General features: G+C 61.1%; 19 protein-coding genes. 6 read left to right on the plus strand and 13 right to left on the minus strand.

Annotation, left to right across the window (positions count from 1 at the left end):
- Positions 1 to 16 precede the first annotated feature (16 nt).
- Positions 17 to 2332 carry a heavy metal translocating P-type ATPase gene (locus AC193Q_RS18645; RefSeq protein WP_095668084.1) on the minus strand — a complete coding sequence of 772 codons (2316 nt, stop codon included), beginning with the start codon at positions 2330 to 2332 and terminating at the stop codon, positions 17 to 19.
- A gap of 84 nt (positions 2333 to 2416) precedes the next feature.
- Here AC193Q_RS18645 and cadR point away from each other — a divergent pair, with 84 nt between their 5' ends.
- A complete protein-coding gene (gene cadR / locus AC193Q_RS18650; protein ID WP_095668083.1) occupies positions 2417 to 2866 on the plus strand; it encodes a Cd(II)/Pb(II)-responsive transcriptional regulator in 450 nt (149 codons plus the stop codon).
- Between the two features lie 122 nt (positions 2867 to 2988).
- Here the strand turns inward: cadR and AC193Q_RS18655 are convergent, their stop codons facing one another.
- The 3 genes from AC193Q_RS18655 to AC193Q_RS18665 form a co-directional block, all read right to left on the minus strand.
- Positions 2989 to 3960 carry a thymidylate synthase gene (locus AC193Q_RS18655; protein WP_095668082.1) on the minus strand — a complete coding sequence of 324 codons (972 nt, stop codon included), beginning with the start codon at positions 3958 to 3960 and terminating at the stop codon, positions 2989 to 2991.
- Between the two features lie 50 nt (positions 3961 to 4010).
- A complete protein-coding gene (lgt, locus tag AC193Q_RS18660) occupies positions 4011 to 4826 on the minus strand; it encodes a prolipoprotein diacylglyceryl transferase (RefSeq protein WP_007965581.1) in 816 nt (271 codons plus the stop codon).
- Positions 4827 to 4919: 93 nt separating this feature from the next.
- Positions 4920 to 5702 (minus strand): sulfite exporter TauE/SafE family protein, encoded by a 783-nt coding sequence (locus AC193Q_RS18665; RefSeq protein ID WP_047297179.1) that lies wholly within the window; start codon positions 5700 to 5702, stop codon positions 4920 to 4922.
- A 130-nt stretch (positions 5703 to 5832) separates the two neighbouring features.
- On the opposite strand from AC193Q_RS18665, the gene AC193Q_RS18670 reads away from it, so the two are divergent.
- Positions 5833 to 6579 carry an NRDE family protein gene (locus tag AC193Q_RS18670; RefSeq protein WP_476284784.1) on the plus strand — a complete coding sequence of 249 codons (747 nt, stop codon included), beginning with the start codon at positions 5833 to 5835 and terminating at the stop codon, positions 6577 to 6579.
- Positions 6580 to 6706: 127 nt separating this feature from the next.
- On the opposite strand, the gene ptsP is transcribed toward AC193Q_RS18670, so the two are convergent.
- On the minus strand, positions 6707 to 8986 hold the full coding sequence (ptsP, locus tag AC193Q_RS18675) for a phosphoenolpyruvate--protein phosphotransferase (protein WP_041072165.1): 2280 nt from the start codon (positions 8984 to 8986) through the stop codon (positions 6707 to 6709).
- A 22-nt stretch (positions 8987 to 9008) separates the two neighbouring features.
- Complete coding sequence (locus AC193Q_RS18680; RefSeq protein ID WP_003229203.1) at positions 9009 to 9488, minus strand: RNA pyrophosphohydrolase; 480 nt, start codon at positions 9486 to 9488, stop codon at positions 9009 to 9011.
- A 143-nt stretch (positions 9489 to 9631) separates the two neighbouring features.
- Here AC193Q_RS18680 and AC193Q_RS18685 point away from each other — a divergent pair, with 143 nt between their 5' ends.
- On the plus strand, positions 9632 to 10288 hold the full coding sequence (locus tag AC193Q_RS18685) for a histidinol-phosphatase (RefSeq protein ID WP_095668079.1): 657 nt from the start codon (positions 9632 to 9634) through the stop codon (positions 10286 to 10288).
- Between the two features lie 119 nt (positions 10289 to 10407).
- On the opposite strand, the gene AC193Q_RS18690 is transcribed toward AC193Q_RS18685, so the two are convergent.
- Both AC193Q_RS18690 and ilvA read right to left on the minus strand, forming a co-directional pair.
- Entirely contained in the window at positions 10408 to 10833 is a 426-nt protein-coding gene (locus tag AC193Q_RS18690) for a DUF2269 domain-containing protein (protein ID WP_095668078.1), read from the minus strand.
- A 39-nt stretch (positions 10834 to 10872) separates the two neighbouring features.
- Positions 10873 to 12387, minus strand: a complete 1515-nt coding sequence (gene ilvA / locus AC193Q_RS18695; RefSeq protein WP_483878679.1) for a threonine ammonia-lyase, biosynthetic — start codon at positions 12385 to 12387, stop codon at positions 10873 to 10875.
- Between the two features lie 147 nt (positions 12388 to 12534).
- Between ilvA and rpiA the strand changes: the two genes are divergently transcribed.
- Positions 12535 to 13209, plus strand: coding sequence for a ribose-5-phosphate isomerase RpiA (gene rpiA, locus AC193Q_RS18700; RefSeq protein ID WP_041072157.1), 675 nt, complete (start codon positions 12535 to 12537; stop codon positions 13207 to 13209).
- A gap of 145 nt (positions 13210 to 13354) precedes the next feature.
- Here the strand turns inward: rpiA and AC193Q_RS18705 are convergent, their stop codons facing one another.
- From AC193Q_RS18705 to AC193Q_RS18720, 4 genes are all read right to left on the minus strand, one after another.
- Positions 13355 to 14272 (minus strand): SdiA-regulated domain-containing protein, encoded by a 918-nt coding sequence (locus tag AC193Q_RS18705; protein WP_483878680.1) that lies wholly within the window; start codon positions 14270 to 14272, stop codon positions 13355 to 13357.
- A gap of 195 nt (positions 14273 to 14467) precedes the next feature.
- Positions 14468 to 15391 (minus strand): SdiA-regulated domain-containing protein, encoded by a 924-nt coding sequence (locus tag AC193Q_RS18710; RefSeq protein WP_483878681.1) that lies wholly within the window; start codon positions 15389 to 15391, stop codon positions 14468 to 14470.
- A gap of 305 nt (positions 15392 to 15696) precedes the next feature.
- Positions 15697 to 16362 carry a fumarylacetoacetate hydrolase family protein gene (locus AC193Q_RS18715; RefSeq protein ID WP_027610530.1) on the minus strand — a complete coding sequence of 222 codons (666 nt, stop codon included), beginning with the start codon at positions 16360 to 16362 and terminating at the stop codon, positions 15697 to 15699.
- A gap of 39 nt (positions 16363 to 16401) precedes the next feature.
- Positions 16402 to 17796: an FAD-binding oxidoreductase gene (locus AC193Q_RS18720; protein WP_131670643.1), complete on the minus strand. Its 1395-nt coding sequence runs from the start codon at positions 17794 to 17796 to the stop codon at positions 16402 to 16404.
- A gap of 204 nt (positions 17797 to 18000) precedes the next feature.
- Between AC193Q_RS18720 and serA the strand changes: the two genes are divergently transcribed.
- A complete protein-coding gene (serA, locus tag AC193Q_RS18725) occupies positions 18001 to 19230 on the plus strand; it encodes a phosphoglycerate dehydrogenase (RefSeq protein ID WP_003229219.1) in 1230 nt (409 codons plus the stop codon).
- Positions 19231 to 19292: 62 nt separating this feature from the next.
- On the opposite strand, the gene AC193Q_RS18730 is transcribed toward serA, so the two are convergent.
- The gene (locus AC193Q_RS18730; protein ID WP_041072147.1) at positions 19293 to 19718 is read right to left on the minus strand and encodes a DUF4399 domain-containing protein; all 426 of its coding nucleotides are present in this window, start codon (positions 19716 to 19718) and stop codon (positions 19293 to 19295) included.
- Positions 19719 to 19853: 135 nt separating this feature from the next.
- On the opposite strand from AC193Q_RS18730, the gene AC193Q_RS18735 reads away from it, so the two are divergent.
- Positions 19854 to 20417 carry a transporter substrate-binding domain-containing protein gene (locus AC193Q_RS18735; RefSeq protein WP_131670644.1) on the plus strand — a complete coding sequence of 188 codons (564 nt, stop codon included), beginning with the start codon at positions 19854 to 19856 and terminating at the stop codon, positions 20415 to 20417.

The following is a 20417-nucleotide window of genomic DNA, read 5'->3' on the forward strand; positions in this document are numbered from 1 at the left end:
AACCATCCCTCATCGTTTATTTGCGCAGCAGGCGCAAACCGTTGAACACCACCAGCAGGCTCACGCCCATGTCGGCAAACACCGCCATCCACATGGTGGCGAGTCCGGCGAAGGTTACCCCAAGAAAGATAGCCTTGATCACCAAGGCCAAGGCGATGTTCTGTTTCAGGATGCTCGCGGTGTCGCGCGACAGGCTGATGAACGCGGGGATCTTGCGCAGATCGTCGTCCATCAGGGCGACATCAGCGGTTTCAATCGCGGTGTCGGTACCAGCCGCCGCCATGGCGAAACCAATCTCGGCCCGCGCCAATGCCGGGGCGTCGTTGATACCGTCGCCGACCATACCCACCCGATGACCCTGTGCATAAAGCTCTTCGATAGCCTGCAGCTTGTCGGTCGGCAGCAAGTCGCCCTTTGCCTGGTCGATGCCGACCTGCGCCGCAATGGCCTGCGCGGTGTGTACGTTGTCGCCGGTGAGCATCAACGTTTTCACGCCCAGGGCATGCAACTGGCGGATCGCTTCGCGGCTGGATTCCTTGACCGTATCAGCCACGGCGAACAGCGCCAGCGGACCAGAACTGTCGAGCAGCAACACCACGGACTTGCCCTGTTTCTCCAGCGCAAACAGCTTCTCTTCCAGTTGCGGCGAGCACAGGCCAAGCTCTTCGACCAGACGGTGGTTGCCCAGGTGATAAGTCTGACCGTTGACCTGGCCTTTCACGCCGCGACCGGCCAGCGCTTCAAAGTTATCCACACTGAGCACGGCGAGGTTTTTATCCACAGCCGCATTGGCAATCGCCAGCGACACCGGGTGATCGGAGCGTCCGGCCAGCGCCGCGGCGATGGCCGGAGCGCTGGCGTCGGCGGTCGGGTCGAGCGACAGGTAATCGGTCTGCACCGGTTTGCCATGGGTGATGGTGCCGGTTTTATCCAGCGCCAGATAATCGAGCTTGAAACCGCCCTCCAGATAAACGCCGCCCTTGATCAGAATGCCTTTGCGCGCCGCTGCCGCGAGGCCGCTGACGATGGTCACCGGGGTGGAAATCACCAGTGCGCACGGGCAGGCCACCACCAGCAACACCAGCGCACGGTAGATCCAGTCGAACCACACCGCGCCCATGAACACCGGCGGAATGATCGCCACGGCCAGCGCCAGCACGAACACCACCGGGGTGTAGATTTTCGAGAATTGATCGACGAAGCGTTGGGTCGGAGCGCGCGCCCCCTGAGCCTGCTCGACGGCGTGGATGATCCGCGCCAGGGTCGAGTTGTTCGCCGCCGCAGTCACCGTGTATTCCAGCGAACCAGCCTGGTTGATGGTGCCGGCGAAGACTTTGTCGCCCACGGTTTTCTCCACCGGCAGGCTTTCGCCGGTGATCGGCGCCTGATCGATGGTGGAACTGCCGCTGACCACTTCACCGTCCAGGGCGATGCGCTCACCGGGTTTTACCCGCACGCGGGCGCCGAGTTCGACGCTTTTAACCTCTTGTTCGACCCAGTTGCCGTCGGCCTGCTGCACCGTGGCCTGTTCCGGGGTCATCTGCATCAGGCCGCTGATGGCGTTGCGCGCGCGATCCAGCGAGCGCGCCTCAATCAGTTCGGCCACGGTAAACAGGAACATCACCATCGCCGCTTCCGGCCACTGCCCGATCAACACCGCACCGGTCACCGCGATGCTCATCAGCGCGTTGATGTTGAGGTTGCGGTTCTTCAGGGCGATCCAGCCCTTTTTATAGGTGGTCAGGCCGCCGCTGAGGATCGACACCAGCGCAATGATCGCCACCACCCAGGTCGGCGCAGCGTTGGTGAAGTGGATCACTTCCGCTGCCAGCGCGCCGACGCCGGACAACGCCAAGGGCCACCAGTGCTTTTTCACTGGCGCCGGGGCCGGGGCTTCGACGCCCGCCTCCAAAGGTTCGGCGTGCATGCCCAGCGAGGTGATCGCCTCGGTAATCGGCGCGGTGTCGGGCAGAGTGTGGGTCACGCCAAGCATGCGGTTGATCAGGTTGAATTCCAGCTGCTGCACGCCGGCCAGTTTGCCGAGTTTGTTCTGGATCAGCGTCTGCTCGGTCGGGCAGTCCATCGCTTCGATGCGGAAACTGCTCAACCGGGCGTCAGCGCTGGTCTTTTCGCTCAGTTGCACCAACGCAGGCGCAGCCGCTGTCGACGAGCAGCAAGAATCTTCGTGCGAATGAACCGGTGCCGGTGCTGCGGCTTTCGACCCGCAGCAGGAATTGCCGCCATGCTCGTGCTTATGCACAGGCTGCAATTTATGGCTGTGGCTATGATCGTGCCCGTCGCCGGGCTTGTGGGTGTGCTGGGAATCGCTCATTGGTCGCGTCCATGAAGGTGCCTGTTGCCAAGTAAAGACCCTGTAGCCACTATAGGGTCAAGCACCCATTTGGAGATGGCCATCATGAAGATCGGAGAACTGGCGAAACTCACCGACTGCGCGGTGGAAACCATCCGCTACTACGAGCGGGAACACCTGCTGCCGGAACCGGCGCGCAGCGATGGCAACTACCGCGTCTACACCCAGGCCCACGCCGAACGCCTGACCTTCATCCGCAACTGTCGCACCCTCGATATGACCCTCGAAGAAATCCGCAGTCTGCTGGCCATGCGTGACAGCCCGCAGGATCAGTGTGCAAGCGTCAATACACTGATCGACGAGCACATCCAGCATGTGAAAGCGCGGATTGATGGCTTGCTGGCGTTGCAGACACAACTGCTCGACCTGCGCCAACGCTGTGGCGAAGGGCCGGGGGCGGATCAGTGCGGGATTTTGCAGCGGTTGGAGGTCAGCGGCGGGGTTGTGGCGGCGGAGGTTGAGCATTCCCATGTGGGCCGCAGCCACGGCCACTGACAACACCACAAAATATTGTGGGAGCTGGCTTGCCAGCGATAGCGGTTTTACAGACACATCAATGTTGAATGTGCTGCCGTCATCGCTGGCAAGCCAGCTCCCACAGGTTTAATGGCAGTCTGTCAGACCGCCATCGGCGCGGTCATCGGCGCATGGTGCTCATAGCCTTCCAGCGAGAAGTCGCTCGGCTCCACCAACTCCAGCCACTCCGGCTGGTACACACCGGTCTTGGCAAACTCCGGTACGCGATCCGAAATCTTCAGCTTCGGCATGGCGAACGGCTCGCGCTTGAGCTGTTCGTTGAGCATGTCCAGGTGGTTTTCGTAGACGTGCGCATCACCGATGAAATAGGTGAACCAGCGCGGCGTGTAGCCGGTCAGGCGCCCGATCAGGCTCAGCAGCGCGGCGCCTTCGGTGAGGTTGAACGGCGTGCCCAGGCCCAGGTCGTTGGAGCGGATGTACAGGGTCAGGGAGATCTCTTTGGTCTCGACGTTCGGGTGGAACTGGTACAGCAGATGGCACGGCGGCAGGGCCATTTCATCGAGCTGGGCGCAGTTCCAGCCGTGGAACAGAATGCGGCGGCTGCCCGGGTCCTTGATGATCGTGTCGACACACTGGCGCACCTGATCGATGGCTTTGTACAGCACCACGTAGGCCTGGCCGTCTTCTTCACCCTGGGCGATCTGCTTGTAGCCGTTGCTCAGGGTTTGTTCGATAGCGGCGGTGTTGCTCAGCGGGATCTGCTTGTACGCCGGCCACTTGCGCCATTGCACACCGTAGATTTCGCCGAGGTCGTCTTCGCCCTGACGGAACGGGTTGGCCAGCCACTGCGCGTTTTCGTTGGCGTTCTGGTCCCAGACCTTGCAGCCCAGCGCACGGAATTCAGCGGCGTTGTTCACGCCACGCAGAAAACCGCACATCTCGCCGATGGCCGATTTGAAGGCCATCTTGCGGGTGGTGATCGCCGGGAAACCTTCCTGCAGATCGAAACGCAGCATCGCACCCGGGAAACTGATGGTGTTGATGCCGGTGCGGTTGGCCTGTTTGGTGCCGTTCGCAATGACGTGCGAGACCAGTTCGAGATATTGCTTCATGAGTTACCTGTGTCCTTTGAGCCCCGGCGTCGCGCGCCGGGGTTCGTAGTTTAAGCGGTCGGCGCGAGCGGCGCTGCCGGCGCACGACGATAGGCCAGCCAGATCAGGAACAGCCCGCCGACGATCATCGGCACGCACAGCACCTGCCCCATGGTCAGCCAGTTCCAGGCCAGGTAGCCCAGTTGCGCGTCCGGGACGCGGACGAACTCGACGATGAAACGGAAGATGCCGTAGAACAGCGCAAACATGCCCGATACCGCCATGGTCGGACGCGGTTTACGCGAGAACAGCCACAGGATCAGGAACAGCGCGACGCCTTCGAGCGCGAACTGATACAGCTGCGACGGGTGACGCGGCAGCTGCGCCGGATCGCTGAACGGCGGGAAGATCATCGCCCACGGCACGTCGGTCGGCTTGCCCCACAGCTCAGCGTTGATGAAGTTGCCGATACGCCCGGCGCCCAGACCGATCGGCACCATCGGCGCAACGAAGTCCATCAGCTGGAAGAAGGTCTTGCCGTTACGCTTGCCGAACCACAGCGCGGCGAGCATCACCCCGATGAAGCCGCCGTGGAACGACATGCCACCCTTCCACACTTCGAAAATCAGCGTCGGGTTGGCGATGTAGGCGCTCAGGTCATAGAACAGCACGTAACCCAGACGTCCACCGACAATCACCCCCATCGACAGCCAGAACACCAGATCGGAGAGCTTCTCCTTGGTCCAGGTCGGGTCGAAACGATTGAGCCGGCTCGACGCCAGCAGCCATGCGCCGCCGATGCCGACGAGGTACATCAGGCCGTACCAGTGGATTTTCAGCGGACCGATGGCCAGGGCCACCGGGTCGATCTGCGGGTAAGGCAGCATTGCGACTCCTCGTTAGAGTTGAAACCAAAATTCCCGGGCGACGCTGCCACCTCAGGATTAAGCCAGGATTGCGGCCTGTTCTGAACCAGAGGCTCAGAGCAGGAAATTCAGGCCCACGCAGAACAGCAAAGCGGCGAACAGCCGTTTCAGCAAGCGCGGCGACAACTTGTGCGCCAGACGCGCGCCGAGACGGGCGAAGACCATGCTGGTCAGGGCAATGCCCAGCAGCGCCGGCAAATAAACAAAACCGAGACTATGCGGCGGCAACAACGGATCATGCCAGCCCAGAATCATGAAACTTAAGGCACTGGCCAGCGCAATCGGCAGGCCACAGGCCGACGACGTCGCTACGGCTTGCTGCATCGGCACGCTGCGCCAGGTCAGAAACGGCACGGTCAGCGAACCGCCGCCGATCCCGAAAATCGCCGAGGCCCAGCCAATCACACTGCCGGCCACGGTCAGACCCAGTTTGCCCGGCACCGTTCGACTGGCCTTGGGTTTGACCTCCAGCGCCAGTTGCACGGCAATCACCAAGGCGAACACGCCGATGATCTTCTGCAGATTCGGCCCGGAAATCGCCTCGGCGGTCAGCGCCCCAAAACCGGCGCCGAGCAGAATGCCCACGGTCATCCACATGAAGATCGGCCAGCGCACCGCACCGCGCCGATGGTGCTCGCGCACGGCATTGACCGAGGTGAAGATGATGGTCGCCAGCGATGTCCCTACCGCCAGGTGCGTGAGGATCGACTGATCGAATCCCTGCAAGGTAAAACTGAACACCAGCACCGGGACAATAATGATCCCGCCGCCCACCCCGAACAGCCCGGCCAGCACGCCCGCACAGGCGCCCAACGCCAGATAGAGCAGAAATTCCATGACCGTCTCCCAGACGCATCCCCAAAACCGGAGCGGCATGGTAACGGATGCATGCCCTCCGGCTCCACTTGCGATGGATGCACGGACGCCGACTGCGTAGAGTGAGCAGAAAACACACAAGGACCACCTTATGTGCCTGATCGTTTTCGCCTGGCGCCCGGGCCATGCCCAGCCGCTGATCGTCGCGGCCAACCGTGACGAGTTCTACGCCCGCCCGAGCCTGCCGCTGGCGCCATGGGCCGATGCGCCGCACGTGCACGCCGGGCGCGATCTTGAGGCTGGCGGCACCTGGCTGGGGATCGGCGCCAACGGGCGCTTTGCCGCGCTGACCAATATCCGCGACCCGCACCAGCCACCGGCGCGTAAATCGCGGGGCGAGCTGGTGGCGCGGTTTCTCACGGGCGATGCGTCAATTGATGATTATTTAAGCGATGTGGTCGCGCGCTCGCCGGAATACGCCGGGTTCAACCTGCTGCTGGGCAATGCCCACGAGCTGTGGCACTTCAATGCGCGGACGTCTGAGCCGGTGATGCTCGAACCCGGGGTTTACGGTCTGTCGAATGCCGGGCTGGATACGCCCTGGCCGAAGTTGCTCAAGGCCAAGGCTGCCCTGAGCGCGGTGCTGGACGAACCACAACCTGCGCGGTTGCTGGAGTTGCTGGGCGATGCGCAAACCGCACCGTTTGCCGAACTGCCGGATACCGGAGTCGGGCTGGCGACCGAATCACTGCTGTCGAGCGTGTTCATTGCCAGCCAGAGTTACGGGACGCGGGCGAGTACCGTGTTGATTGTGCAGGCGGACGGCACGCGGCGGATGATCGAGCGCAGTTTCGGGCCGTATGGCGGGCATTTGGGGGAGGTGGAGCTTCTGGTTTAGCGGTGCCGGATAGAACGCCATCGCTGGCAAGCCAGCTCCCACAGGTATCTTCGTTGTTCACACATTTTTAGTGTTCACAGGAGATCCTTGTGGGAGCTGGCTTGCCAGCGATGAGGCCATCAGCCTTTTAAAGGGCCTTGTTGACCGCCGGCGGATTCATCTTCGACAAGCCGAGATTCTTCAGCGCCAGTTGCAGCGAGCTGTGGATAACCTGCGGGTTGTCGATGGTCATCAGCTCGGCCAGCAGATCCTTGGCCTTGCTCAGGTTGATCTGACGCAGCATCCACTTCACTTTCGGCAGGTTGGTGGCGTTCATCGACAGGCTGTCGAAGCCCATCGCCATCAACAGCACCGCCGCTGCCGGATCACCGGCCATTTCGCCGCAGATGCTCACCGGCTTGCCTTCGGCATGCGCGTCGCGCACCACGGTCTGCAGGGCTTGCAGCACCGCCGGGTGCAGGTAGTCGTAGAGATCGGCCACTCGCGGGTTGTTGCGGTCGACCGCCAGCAGGTACTGGGTCAGGTCGTTGGAGCCGACCGACAGGAAGTCCACCTGGCGCGCCAGTTCCCTGGTCTGGTACACCGCGGCCGGAATCTCGATCATCACCCCGATCGGCGGCATCGGCACGTCGGTGCCTTCGTCGCGCACTTCGCCCCAGGCACGGTGGATCAGGTGCAGGGCTTCTTCGAGTTCGTGGGTGCCGGAGATCATCGGCAGCAGGATCCGCAGGTTGTTCAGGCCTTCGCTGGCCTTGAGCATCGCACGGGTCTGCACCAGGAAGATTTCCGGATGGTCGAGGGTCACGCGAATCCCGCGCCAGCCGAGGAACGGGTTGTCTTCCTTGATCGGGAAGTACGACAGCGATTTGTCACCGCCGATGTCCAGGCTGCGCATGGTCACCGGTTGCGGGTGGAACGCGGCGAGCTGCTCGCGGTAGATCGCCAGTTGTTCCTTCTCGCTCGGGAAGCGCTGGTTGATCATGAACGGCACTTCGGTGCGGTACAGGCCGACGCCCTCGGCGCCGCGCTTCTGCGCCCGCGCTACATCGGCCAGCAGACCGGTGTTGACCCACAACGGCATGCGGTGCCCGTCGAGGGTCACGCACGGCAGGTCACGCAGGGTATCGAGGCCCAGCGCCAGTTGTTTCTCTTCTTCAACCACCTCGGCGAACTGCTTGCGCAGCACGTCGCCGGGGTTGGTGTAGACCTCGCCACGGGTACCATCGACGATCACTTCGATGCCGTCGACCTTGGCGTACGGCAGATCGACCAGGCCCATTACCGTCGGAATGCCCATGGCCCGGGCCAGGATCGCGACGTGGGAGTTGCCCGAGCCGAGGACCGACACCAAACCGACCAGCGTGCCTTCCGGCACCTCGCCGAGCATGGCCGGCGTCAGTTCTTCGCTGACCAGAATGGTTTTTTCCGGGTAGACCAGATTCTGCTGACGCTCTTCCTGCAGGTAGGCCAGCAGGCGCCGACCGAGGTCTTTGACGTCCGACGCACGCTCGCGCAGGTAGGCGTCGTCCATCAGTTCGAAACGGTTGACGTGCTCAGTGACCACCTGACGCAACGCACCTTGGGCCCACTGGCCGGTCTTGATCACGGTGGTGATTTCGCTGCCCAGCGAGGCATCGTCGAGCATCATCAGGTAGACGTCGAACAGCGCGCGCTCTTCCGGACGCAGCTGGGTCGCAAGTTTGGCGGACAAGGCGCGCATGTCGGCGCGCACGCCTTCGATGGCGGTCTTGAACAGCGCCAGTTCGGCGTCGATGTCGGTGATGTGCTTGTCCGGCACCACGTCCAGATCCGCTGGCGGCAGCATGACCACCGCGGTACCCACCGCAGCACCTGGCGAACCCGGTACGCCGACGAACTTGGCTTCCTGAATGCCCTTGCCCTGACGGCCCAGGCCACGGATCGAACCGGTGGCCTCGGCGTGGGCGATCACGCCGGCGAGCTGCGCGCTCATGGTCACGAGGAAGGCTTCTTCACCTTCGTCGAACTGGCGGCGTTCTTTCTGCTGGATGACCAACACGCCGACGACGCGGCGGTGGTGAATGATCGGCGCCCCGAGGAAAGAGGCGTAGCGCTCCTCGCCGGTCTCGGCGAAGTAGCGGTAGCGCGGGTGATCCGCGGCGTTTTCGAGGTTCAGGGGTTCTTCACGCGTGCCGACCAGACCCACCAGACCTTCGTTGGGTGCCATGCTGACCTTGCCGATCGAGCGCTTGTTCAAGCCCTCGGTGGCCATCAGGACGAAGCGGTTGGTCTCGGGATCAAGCAGGTAGACCGAGCAGACCTGGCTGCCCATGGCCTCTTTGACGCGCAACACAATAATCCCCAACGCCGCCTTGAGATCCTTGGCGGAGTTAACTTCCTGGACGATCTTGCGCAGCGTATTGAGCATGGCTCGGGGTCGAACTCCGTCGTCAGTCGCGCGCTAAAAGGCGCGGGGCAAGCTCTTTGAGGGCGCGTCGATACACCTCGCGCTTGAATGTCACCACCTGGCCCAACGGATACCAATAACTGACCCAGCGCCAGCCATCGAACTCCGGTTTACCGGTCAAATCCATCCGCACCCTTTGCTCGTTGGAGATCAGGCGCAGGAGAAACCATTTCTGTTTCTGGCCGATGCACAGCGGTTGGCTGTGGGTACGCACCAGACGTTGCGGCAAACGATAGCGCAACCAGCCCCGGGTACAGGCCAGTATTTCAACATCTTCACGTTCCAGGCCAACTTCTTCGTTCAGCTCGCGGTACAAGGCGTCTTCCGGCGTCTCCTCGGGGTTGATTCCCCCTTGCGGAAACTGCCAGGCATCTTGATTGATACGGCGAGCCCATAGCACCTGGCCGGCGTCATTCGTCAGAATGATCCCGACATTGGGGCGGAAACCATCGGGGTCGATCACGGCAACAACCTCGCAAACGCATGTCGCCGCATTGTTCCACAAAGCTTGATAAGGCGGCAACGAAGGTTCCTACCTTATGTGCACTCTTGTGAAAAGACCGTATTCTTGTCGCCTTTTTACTGACTTTTCAGCGGGTAACTGCAATGCGCCTGGCTCTATTCGATTTGGACAACACCCTTCTGGGCGGCGACAGCGATCACGCCTGGGGCGACTATCTGTGCGAACGCGGCTTCCTCGATCCGGTGGCGTACAAGACGCGCAACGACGAGTTCTATCAGGATTACCTGGCCGGCCAGCTGGATAACGCCGCGTACCTGAACTTCTGCCTGGAAATCCTCGGCCGCACCGAAATGGCCGTGCTTGAGCAGTGGCATAACGATTACATGCGCGACTGCATTGAGCCGATCATGCTGCCCAAGGCGCTGGAGTTGCTGAAACAGCACCGTGACGCCGGTGACGAACTGGTGATCATCACTGCAACCAACCGCTTCGTCACCGCGCCGATTGCCGTGCGTCTGGGCGTTGAAACCCTGATCGCCACCGAGTGCGAGATGGTCGATGGCCGCTACACCGGGCGCAGCACCGACATTCCGTGCTTCCGCGAAGGCAAGGTGACGCGCCTGAATCGCTGGCTGGAGGAAACCGGGCATTCGCTGGATGACAGCTATTTCTACAGCGACTCGATGAATGACCTGCCGCTGCTGGAGCAGGTGGCGAACCCGGTGGCAGTGGATCCGGATCCGAATCTGCGGGCCGAAGCCGAGAAGCGGGGCTGGCCAGTCATTAGTCTGCGCGGCTGATATAGCTATCGCTGGCAAGCCAGCTCCCACAGGTTTTTCAGGTGGTCACACCATTTGTGTTCGCTACAGATCCTGTGGGAGCTGGCTTGCCAGCGATTAAAGCAACGCGGTCTCAAGCTTTAAACAGGCTTGGCGCCCATCAACCCGGCAATGGCGATAAAGCAGACAAAGCTGAACAACGCCAAGGCCAGGCTGAACCGCCCCACCCCGCCCGGCGCCTTGCGCAAGCGATTCAACCGCACCAGCAACCAGAACCACGCCAGCGCCGCCACGGTGTACAGCACGCTGGAGGCCAGCAGCCAGGTCTGCCCCAGCGGCCAGCCGACCAGATGCACCATACCCCAGCCCGTGAACGGCATGCTCAACAGTGCCAGGCCCATCAACAGCCAGATGAACACCCGTGGCCGTTGCAAGGTGCGGCTGCCCGCCGCTGCATCACCCTTGCGTTTTGCCAGAAACACCCAGACTCCCAGTCCCAGCGCACCGGCCAGCAATACTACAGTGGCGACCATGTGCGCGGTTTTCAGGGCAGTTAACGTTTCCATTGTTCGATTTCCTCAGGGCCTGCCCATCAGCGTAGCCGCTCAGCCGAGAAACAACTGATAGGCCGGGTTTTCGCTTTCATCCCAGTACGGATAACCGATTTCCTCAAGCGCCGCCGGCACCAGATGGCGCTCGTCATGCGGTACTTGCAGGCCCGCGACCACACGGCCGTCAGCTGCGCCGTGGTTGCGGTAGTGGAACATCGAGATGTTCCAGCGCCCGCCGAGCTTGTTGAGGAAGTTGAACAGCGCACCCGGGCGCTCCGGGAATTCGAAGCGGAACACCAACTCGTCGATCACGTGCGCCGCATGGCCACCCACCATGTGACGAATGTGCAACTTGGCCAGTTCGTTGTCGGTCAGGTCGAGTACCGGGAAACCCTGCTCGGTCAGGCTCGCCAGCAGCGCGCTGCGCGGGTCGTTTTCCGGGTGAGTCTGCACGCCGACGAAGATGTGCGCTTCGCTGCCGGTGTTGTAGCGGTAGTTGAATTCGGTGATCTGGCGTTTGCCGATCGCTTCGCAGAAGGCTTTGAAGCTGCCGGCCTTCTCAGGAATGGTCACGGCGATGATCGCCTCGCGACCCTCGCCCAGCTCGGCGCGCTCGGCGACGTGGCGCAGGCGGTCGAAGTTGACGTTGGCTCCAGAGTCGATGGCGACGAAGGTCTGGCCGCTGACGCCGCGCAGTTCGACGTACTTCTTGATTCCGGTCACGCCCAAGGCGCCGGCAGGTTCGGTGATCGAGCGGGTATCGTCGTAGATATCCTTGATTGCCGCGCAGATCTCGTCGGTGCTGACAGTAATCACTTCGTCGACGTAGTCTTTGCAGATGTCGAAGGTGTGCTGGCCGATCTGTGCCACCGCCACGCCGTCGGCGAAGATGCCCACGGTCGGCAGTACCACGCGCTCACCGGCGGCCATGGCCGCTTGCAGGCAGTTGGAGTCGTCCGGCTCGACGCCGATGACCTTGATGTCCGGACGCAGGTATTTCACGTACGCCGCGATACCGGCAATCAGACCGCCGCCGCCGACCGGCACGAAGATCGCGTCCAGCGGTTGCGGGTGCTGGCGCAGAATTTCCATCGCCACGGTGCCCTGCCCGGCAATGGTGTGCGGATCGTCGTACGGGTGGATGTAGACGTAACCCTTTTCATCGACCAGTTTCAGCGAGTAGGCCAGTGCTTCCGGGAACGAATCGCCGTGCAGCACGACTTTGCCGCCACGCGAGCGCACGCCTTCGACCTTGATCTCCGGAGTGGTCTTGGGCATGACGATGGTCGCTTTCACGCCCAGCACTTTCGCCGCCAGCGCCAGACCCTGCGCATGGTTGCCCGCCGACGCGGTGACCACGCCACGGGCGCGCTCTTCGTCGGTCAGCTGGGTCAGCTTGTTGTAGGCGCCGCGAATCTTGAACGAGAACACTGGCTGCAAGTCTTCACGCTTGAGCCAAATGTCATTGCCCAGCCGCTCGGAGAGCTGGCGAGCGTTCTGCAGCGGGGTTTCTACGGCAACGTCATAAACGCGCGAGGTGAGGATCTTTTTGACGTACTGTTCGAGCATCGGAAAGCATCACTGAGCGGTTGGGCAGGGCCAAGGAGTCTAACCCGGCTTTTGCCCGTGCGACCACACGAATCAGGAGGTTTTAGCCCGGCTTGCGGCTATAATGCCGGCCTTTCCGAACTCACCTTGCCCGCTTCCGGAGCCCGCATGACCCAGGATCAACTCAAACAGGCAGTGGCTCAGGCCGCCGTCGACTTCATCCTCCCGAAACTCGATGACAAGAGCATCGTCGGGGTCGGCACCGGCTCCACCGCCAACTGCTTCATCGATGCGCTGGCCCAGCACAAGGGCGCGTTCGATGGCGCGGTCGCCAGTTCCGAAGCCACTGCCGCGCGCCTCAAGGGCCACGGCATTCCGGTGTATGAGCTGAACACCGTCAGCGACCTCGAGTTCTACGTCGACGGCGCCGACGAGAGTGACGCGCACCTGAACCTGATCAAGGGCGGCGGCGCCGCCCTGACCCGCGAGAAGATCGTCGCGGCCGTGGCCAAGACCTTCATCTGCATCGCCGACGCCAGCAAACTGGTGCCGGTGCTGGGCGAATTCCCGCTGCCGGTGGAAGTGATCCCGATGGCCCGCAGCCACGTCGCCCGCCAACTGGTGAAACTGGGCGGCGACCCGGTGTACCGCGAAGGCGTGCTGACCGACAACGGCAACATCATCCTCGACGTGCATAACCTGCAGATCACCAACCCGGTGGAGCTGGAAGCGCAGATCAACGCGATCGTCGGCGTGGTCACCAACGGCCTGTTCGCGGCGCGCCCGGCGGATCTGCTGTTGCTGGGCACCAGCGAAGGTGTAAAAACGCTGAAGGCTGAGTAAGTCAGCCGCCTACAATTGATGGGCAGACGAATAAACCTGTGGGAGCTGGCTTGCCAGCGATGAGGTCGTCAGACTCAGCAACGATGTTGACTGAACAGACCGCCATCGCTGGCAAGCCAGCTCCCACAGTGTTTTATGGTGTTGATTAGGGCTGGATAGGCTTTTTAAAGACGTAAAACAGATTCGGCTCACTCACCAGATACAACGTTCCGTCATCATCCATCGCCATGCCTTCGGCTTGCGGCACGCTCTTGTGCAAACCCTGCCGGCCCTTGTTCAGCGACAAGGTGCTCAGCGGACGTCCATCAACATCCAGTTCAAGAATCAGCCCCGACTCGTCGGACAGCGCCAGCAAATGGCCGCTGCGCTCGTCGTATTGCAGGCTCGACAGATCGCGCACGAACATCCCCGCATCGCGCTTGGGATTATTGATCACGTGCACCGCGTAGGATTTTTCCGGATTGAAGTGCGGAAATCCGTGCACTTCATAAATCAGCATCGGGTCGCGCTCCTTGGCCACGAACAGGCGTTTGCCCACCGAGTCATACGCCAGGCCCTCGAAGCCCTTGTTGCCGCTCATGTGCACGCCAAGTGTCATCTGTTCGGCATCCGCCGCATCGAGGAAGGTCGTGTCCTGCTCAAGATGCACCTTGATCAGCCGTTGCTCTCGCTCGTCGGTAATCACGTAGGTGTCGGCGCTGATGAACTCCACCGCTTCCGCATCGCCAAAGCCGATCAGTGCGATGCGCCGCAGGATCTTGCCGTCGAGCGACAACTCGACCAATTCGGCGTGCTTATTGGTCACGGTGAACAGGCTTTTGCGCAGCGGATCGTAGGTCAGCGCCGACACATCGTCGTTCAGCCCGTCGATGACCCGAGCCTCGACCTCGACCTGGTACTGATCCAGGCCGATGGCCTGGCTGCTTAATGGTTGCCACACGCTGTGCAGGTTGAACCAGGCGCGCTCGAACAGGCGCAGGTATTGGCCGATCGCGATCAACGCGATCAGGGCAATCACTGACAGGATGGCAAACAGGGGCTTGGGACGGGCAAGTCGACGCATTCAGGCAGGCTCGGGATCAAAACAGGCGGATGAAATATCACGCCTGTCTGAACTGAAGCTTAATGGCCACTTGCCTCAGGCCACAAGACGCCCCTGTGTAGGAGCTGCCGCAGGCTGCGATCTTTTGATCTTGAAAAACAAAAGCAAAAGATCGCAGCCTGCGGCAGCTCCTACACGAGGATTAGTGAACGGTGGTTATTTTTGCTTTTCGAAGCGGTAGAACAGGTTCGGCTCACTGACCATGTACAGCGTACCCGCGTCGTCCATGGTCACGCCTTCGGCGCGGGGAATGGTGCTCTTCAAACCGTTGAAGCCGCCCAGCAGGGTCATGAAGCTGACTTGCTCGCCCTTCTCGTCCAGCTCCAGCAACAGATGCGAATCGGCGGACAGCACCAAGGTGTGGCCGGTACGCGGGTCGATGGCCAGCGCCGAGAGGTTGCGGATATCCAGCTCATCATTGGCCAGCTTCTGCTTGTCACCCTTGAGGCTCTGGCTGCCGTCGCTTTTCCAGGTGAACAGCGCTGGCGGCCGCTCTTCGCCCAGCAGCAACTGCTGGTTGCGCGGATCCCAGGTGATCGCCTCGAACGCCTTGTTCTGGTCTTTCGAGGGGCCCAGGTCGTATTTCGGGAATTGGTCGCGCTGCAGTTCGCGGGTTTCGGCATCGACCTTGACGATGGAGAGCAGGTGTTCGCGCTCATCAACGATCGCCATCAGGCCGTTTTGCAACACGGTCACGCCTTCCGGATTGCTCCAGCCCACCAGCGGCATCTTGCGCAGCACATTCCCCTGCAGGGTCAGTTCGACCAGGAACGGGTTCTTGCCCATCACTGAAAACAGGGTTTTGGTCTGCGGGTTGTAGGACAGGTCAGAGGCCTCGTCCTTTTCCATGCCCGGCAGCAATTTACCGTCGATGACCACACGATAGTCCGGCAACCAGATGCTCGCTTTCTGCTCGGCCTGGCTTTCGAACCGCTCGCGCAACCAGAGCAGGGCACGGTCGTCCCAATGCATGGCAAACGCCAGGCCATACACAGCGGCAAGCACCAGCAACAGCCAGACATACCAGCGCAGGGCAAAACGTGAGCGACGAGGAGGATTGAGCTGTGTTTGAGCTGACATCAGGGACGCGTTCCGAAAATTCAGGCTATGGGTAATAGCACAAAGAGGCCGGCTCAGACGCCAGAATGAGAAGAATTATCCGGACAGAATGTGAAAAAAACGGCAAATGGCGGGATTGCCGTGCGGCTTTGCGAGCCGCGAAACATAACCAGTGTGGGAGTGAGCCCTGTTGTGAGGGGATTTATTGTGGCGAGGGAGCTTGCTCCCGCTGGGGCGCGAAGCGACCCTGCTTTTCAAGGGCCTGCTGCGCAGTCCAGCGGGAGCAAGCTCCCTCGCCACAGTTGCTGTGTATCGGATGCGTTCGGTCAGCGCACGCTGCTGCTGAAGCTGCTCGCGCCAACCAGTTCCAGCACAATGTCGTCGCCGACATTCAGCGGGCCGACGCCCACTGGCGTGCCGGTGAGGATCACGTCGCCGGCCTGCAGCGAAAAGCAGCCGGCCATGTGCTGGATCATCGGCACGATCGGGTTGAGCATCGCGCTGCTGTTGCCGTCCTGACGCACTTCACCGTTGATGGTCAGGCGAATGCCGATGTCGGTCAGGTCTGGGAACGTGCTGCCGACCACGAACGGCGCGATCACCGCCGCGCCATCGAACGACTTGGCGATTTCCCATGGCAGGCCCTTGGACTTGAGCTCGGCCTGCTTGTCGCGCAGGGTCAAATCCAGCGCCGGAGCAAAGCCGGAGATCGCATCCAGCACTTCTTCGCGGCTCGGCTTGGTCGACAGCGGCTTGCCGATCAACACGGCGATTTCCGCTTCGTAGTGCACCGAGCCGCGCTCGGTCGGAATGCTGAACCCGCCTTCCAGCGGCACCACGCAACTGCCCGGCTTGATGAACAGCAACGGTTCGGTAGGCACCGGATTGTCCAGTTCCTTGGCGTGTTCGGCGTAATTACGGCCAATGCACACCACTTTCCCGATCGGGAAGTGAATGCGCGTGCCGTCGACGTACTGGTGCTGATAGCTCATTTACCGACTCCTGCCTTCATTGATTCAGGGGATTGCCAATCAAACCGCGAAGATCTTGCCCGGGTTCATGATGCCGTTCGGGTCGAACACCGCTTTGACCGCCTTCATGTACTCGATTTCGACCGGCGAACGGCTGTACGTCAAGTAGTCGCGCTTGGTCATGCCCACGCCATGTTCGGCGGAGATCGAGCCGTTGTATTTCTCGACGGTTTCGAACACCCACTTGTTGACGGTCGCACACTTGGCGAAGAACTCGTCCTTGCTCAGGTTATCCGGCTTGAGAATATTCAGGTGCAGGTTGCCGTCGCCGATGTGGCCGAACCAGACGATTTCGAAGTCCGGGTAATGTTCACCGACGATCGCGTCGATTTCCTGCAGGAATGCCGGGACTTTCGACACAGTGACCGAGATGTCGTTCTTGTACGGCGTCCAGTGCGAGATGGTTTCGGAAATGTACTCGCGCAGCTTCCACAGGTTGTGCAGCTGGGTTTCGCTCTGGCTCATCACGCCGTCCAGCACCCAGCCCTGCTCGACGCAGTGTTCGAAGGTTTCCAGCGCGGTGTTGGCCACTTCTTCGCTGGTTGCTTCGAATTCCAGCAACGCATAGAACGGGCACTCGGTGTCGAACGGCGCCGGTACGTCGCCACGGCCCAGCACTTTGGCCAGGGCCTTGTCAGAGAAGAATTCGAACGCGGTCAGGTCAAGCTTGCCCTGAAAGGCGTGCAGCACCGGCATGATCGAATCGAAATCAGCGGTGCCAAGGACCATCGCGGTGAGGTTTTTCGGCGCACGATCCAGACGCATGGTCGCTTCGACCACAAAACCCAAGGTGCCCTCGGCGCCGATGAACAGCTGGCGCAGGTCGTAACCGGTGGCGTTCTTGATCAGGTCTTTATTCAGCTCCAGCACATCGCCCTTGCCGGTGACCACTTTCAGGCCGGCGACCCAGTTACGGGTCATGCCGTAGCGAATCACCTTGATTCCGCCGGCATTGGTGCCGATATTGCCGCCAATCTGACTGGAACCGGCCGACGCGAAATCCACCGGGTAATACAGGCCGTTTTCTTCGGCGACGTTTTGCAGGTGTTCGGTGACCACGCCGGGCTGGCAGACGGCGGTGCGATCGGTGAGGTTCACGTCGAGAATCTGGTTCATGTAGTCGAACGACACCACCAGTTCGCCATTCGCGGCGACGGCGGCGGCGGACAGCCCGGTGCGCCCGCCGGATGGCACCAGCGCCACTTTGTGGGTATTGGCCCAGCGGACGACGGCCTGCACCTGCTCGATGGTCTTGGGAAACACGATGGCGCTTGGCGCGGGCGCGAAGTGCTTGGTCCAATCCTTGCCGTACGCATTCAGGGAGTCGGCGTCGGTCAGGACCTTGCCAGGCTCGACCAGGGTCTTCAGTTCATCAATCAGGGCAGGATTGGTCATCGACAGAACTCTCGAACAATTCATGGTCATCCTGAAGACGCTTCACGTCGCAGGAATGAGTGTTTCGCGGGGTGGCTATGCTAGCATACCGACCCCGCAGGCCAGTGCCCAAGGCCAGTTCTGCGGTGACGGCTTTCTTGTCGTCCAGGTCAATGTCTGTTGACCATTTCCTGCCATTTTTCTCCGGGATACAGGTTTACGCAGATGAGCAAGACTTCTCTCGATAAGAGCAAGATCAAGTTCCTTCTTCTCGAAGGCGTCCACCAATCGGCTGTCGACGTCCTCAAGGCGGCGGGCTACACCAGCATCGAATACCTGACAGGCTCCTTGCCGGAAGCCGAGCTCAAGGAAAAGATCGCTGATGCTCACTTCATCGGCATTCGTTCGCGCACCCAACTGACCGAAGAGATCTTCGATCACGCGAAGAAGCTGGTCGCGGTCGGCTGTTTCTGCATCGGCACCAACCAGGTTGACCTGAGTGCTGCCCGCGAGCGCGGTATCGCCGTGTTCAACGCGCCGTACTCCAACACCCGCTCCGTCGCGGAACTGGTGCTGGCCGAAGCGATCCTGCTGCTGCGCGGCATTCCTGAGAAAAACGCGTCCTGCCACCGTGGCGGCTGGATCAAGTCCGCAGCCAACTCCTTCGAGATCCGTGGCAAGAAACTGGGCATCGTCGGCTACGGCTCGATCGGTACGCAGCTGTCGGTTCTGGCTGAAGGCTTAGGGATGCAGGTGTTCTTCTACGACACCGTGACCAAGCTGCCGCTGGGCAACGCCACTCAGGTCGGCAACCTGCACGAGCTGCTGGGCATGTCCGACATCGTCACCCTGCACGTTCCGGAAACCGCTGCGACCCAGTGGATGATCGGCGAGAAGGAAATCCGCGCCATCAAGAAGGGCGGCATCCTGATCAACGCCGCGCGCGGCACCGTGGTCGAGCTGGACGCCCTGGCGGACGCGATCAAGGACAAGCACCTGATCGGCGCGGCCATCGACGTGTTCCCGGTGGAGCCACGCTCCAACGACGAAGAGTTCGAAAGCCCGCTGCGTGGCCTGGACAACGTGATCCTGACCCCGCACATCGGTGGTTCGACTGCCGAAGCCCAGGCCAACATCGGTCTGGAAGTGGCGGAGAAACTGGTCAAGTACAGCGACAACGGTACTTCGGTGTCGTCGGTGAACTTCCCGGAAGTGGCCCTGCCGGCTCACCCTGGCAAACACCGTCTGCTGCACATCCACGAGAACATTCCGGGTGTGATGAGCGAGATCAACAAGGTCTTCGCCGAAAACGGCATCAACATCTCCGGTCAGTTCCTGCAGACCAACGAGAAAGTCGGTTACGTGGTGATCGACGTCGACGCCGAGTACTCGGAGCTGGCGCAAGAGAAGCTGCAACACGTCAACGGCACCATCCGTAGCCGCGTGCTGTTCTGATCGAACGCCGAGCAATGAAAAAGGGAGCCTTCGGGCTCCCTTTTTCATGCAACGCCGAAAACTTATTTGACGTTGACGGTGATTTTCTTCGACACGATCGGCGGATCGAACGGCATGTGGCCGCTGTCGCCCAGCTCCAGCTGCAAGGTGTGCTTGCCCGGGGCCAGTTTGATCGTGGCCTCGGTCTGCGCCTTGCCGAAGTGCATGTGGTTGGCATCATTCGGAATCGGCGCGCCCGCCGCCGGCATTTGGTCGACGTCGATCAGCAGGTGATGGTGACCGGTATTCTTGGTAACGTCACCGGCCGGTGCCAGCGCAACGTCCTTGACCCCGAACTTGACCTTGAACTCCTGAGAAACCGTGGCCCCGTCTTCGGGAGAAACGATGAACACTTCGGCACCTTTAGGCGCCGGGGTCGCTGCACTGGCCAGCACTGAAACACCCATCAACAGGCCAGCCAAGGCTGCTCGTGACATAAACGTTTTCATTCTCTTCTCCAGTTTTTCCGTAAAATCCGCGCGGTCATGACAACTTCATGACCATTCGTTGTCGAAGGCACTCGACAACCATAGCAAAGCGAGCCTGACTCAGAGCATCGCAATAATGATTTCAAAGGAGTGACCATGCGCCTTCTGCCTGGCCTGATCTGCCTGCTACCCCTTCTGAGCCCGTTGGCTCACGCCGAACTGATTGATGACATCAACGACCGTGGCGAGTTGCGCATTGCCCTTGAGGCTAATACACCGCCCTTCAATTTCAAGGATGGCGACACACTCACGGGGTTCGAGGTCGAGCTTGGGCAACTGCTGGCCAACGAGCTGGATGTACGCGCCGACTTCATCGTCACCGACGAAGCCGACCTGCTCCAGGGCGTTGAAAGCGGCAAGTACGACGTCGCGCTCAACCACATAGCACTGACACCTGAACTCAAGGATCGTTTCGACGTCAGCGAGCCTTACGGCAAGGTCGACTCGCAGCTATGGGCGAAGAAAGATGAGCAGCCACGGCCAATGGTGCTGGTGCAGGCGCTGACCGAAGAGAAGCCGAAAGCGACCCCGGTGGAGCTGGCGATTCCGTTTCAGAAGGGTAATCCGGCATTTCACGCCAGCCTGGAAGGTGCGTTGCAGCGGATCAAGGCCGATGGGCGGTTGGCGGCGTTGTCCGCGAAGTGGTTCACCGAACCGTAG

The sequence above is a fragment of the Pseudomonas sp. F2 genome, from assembly GCF_057174385.1.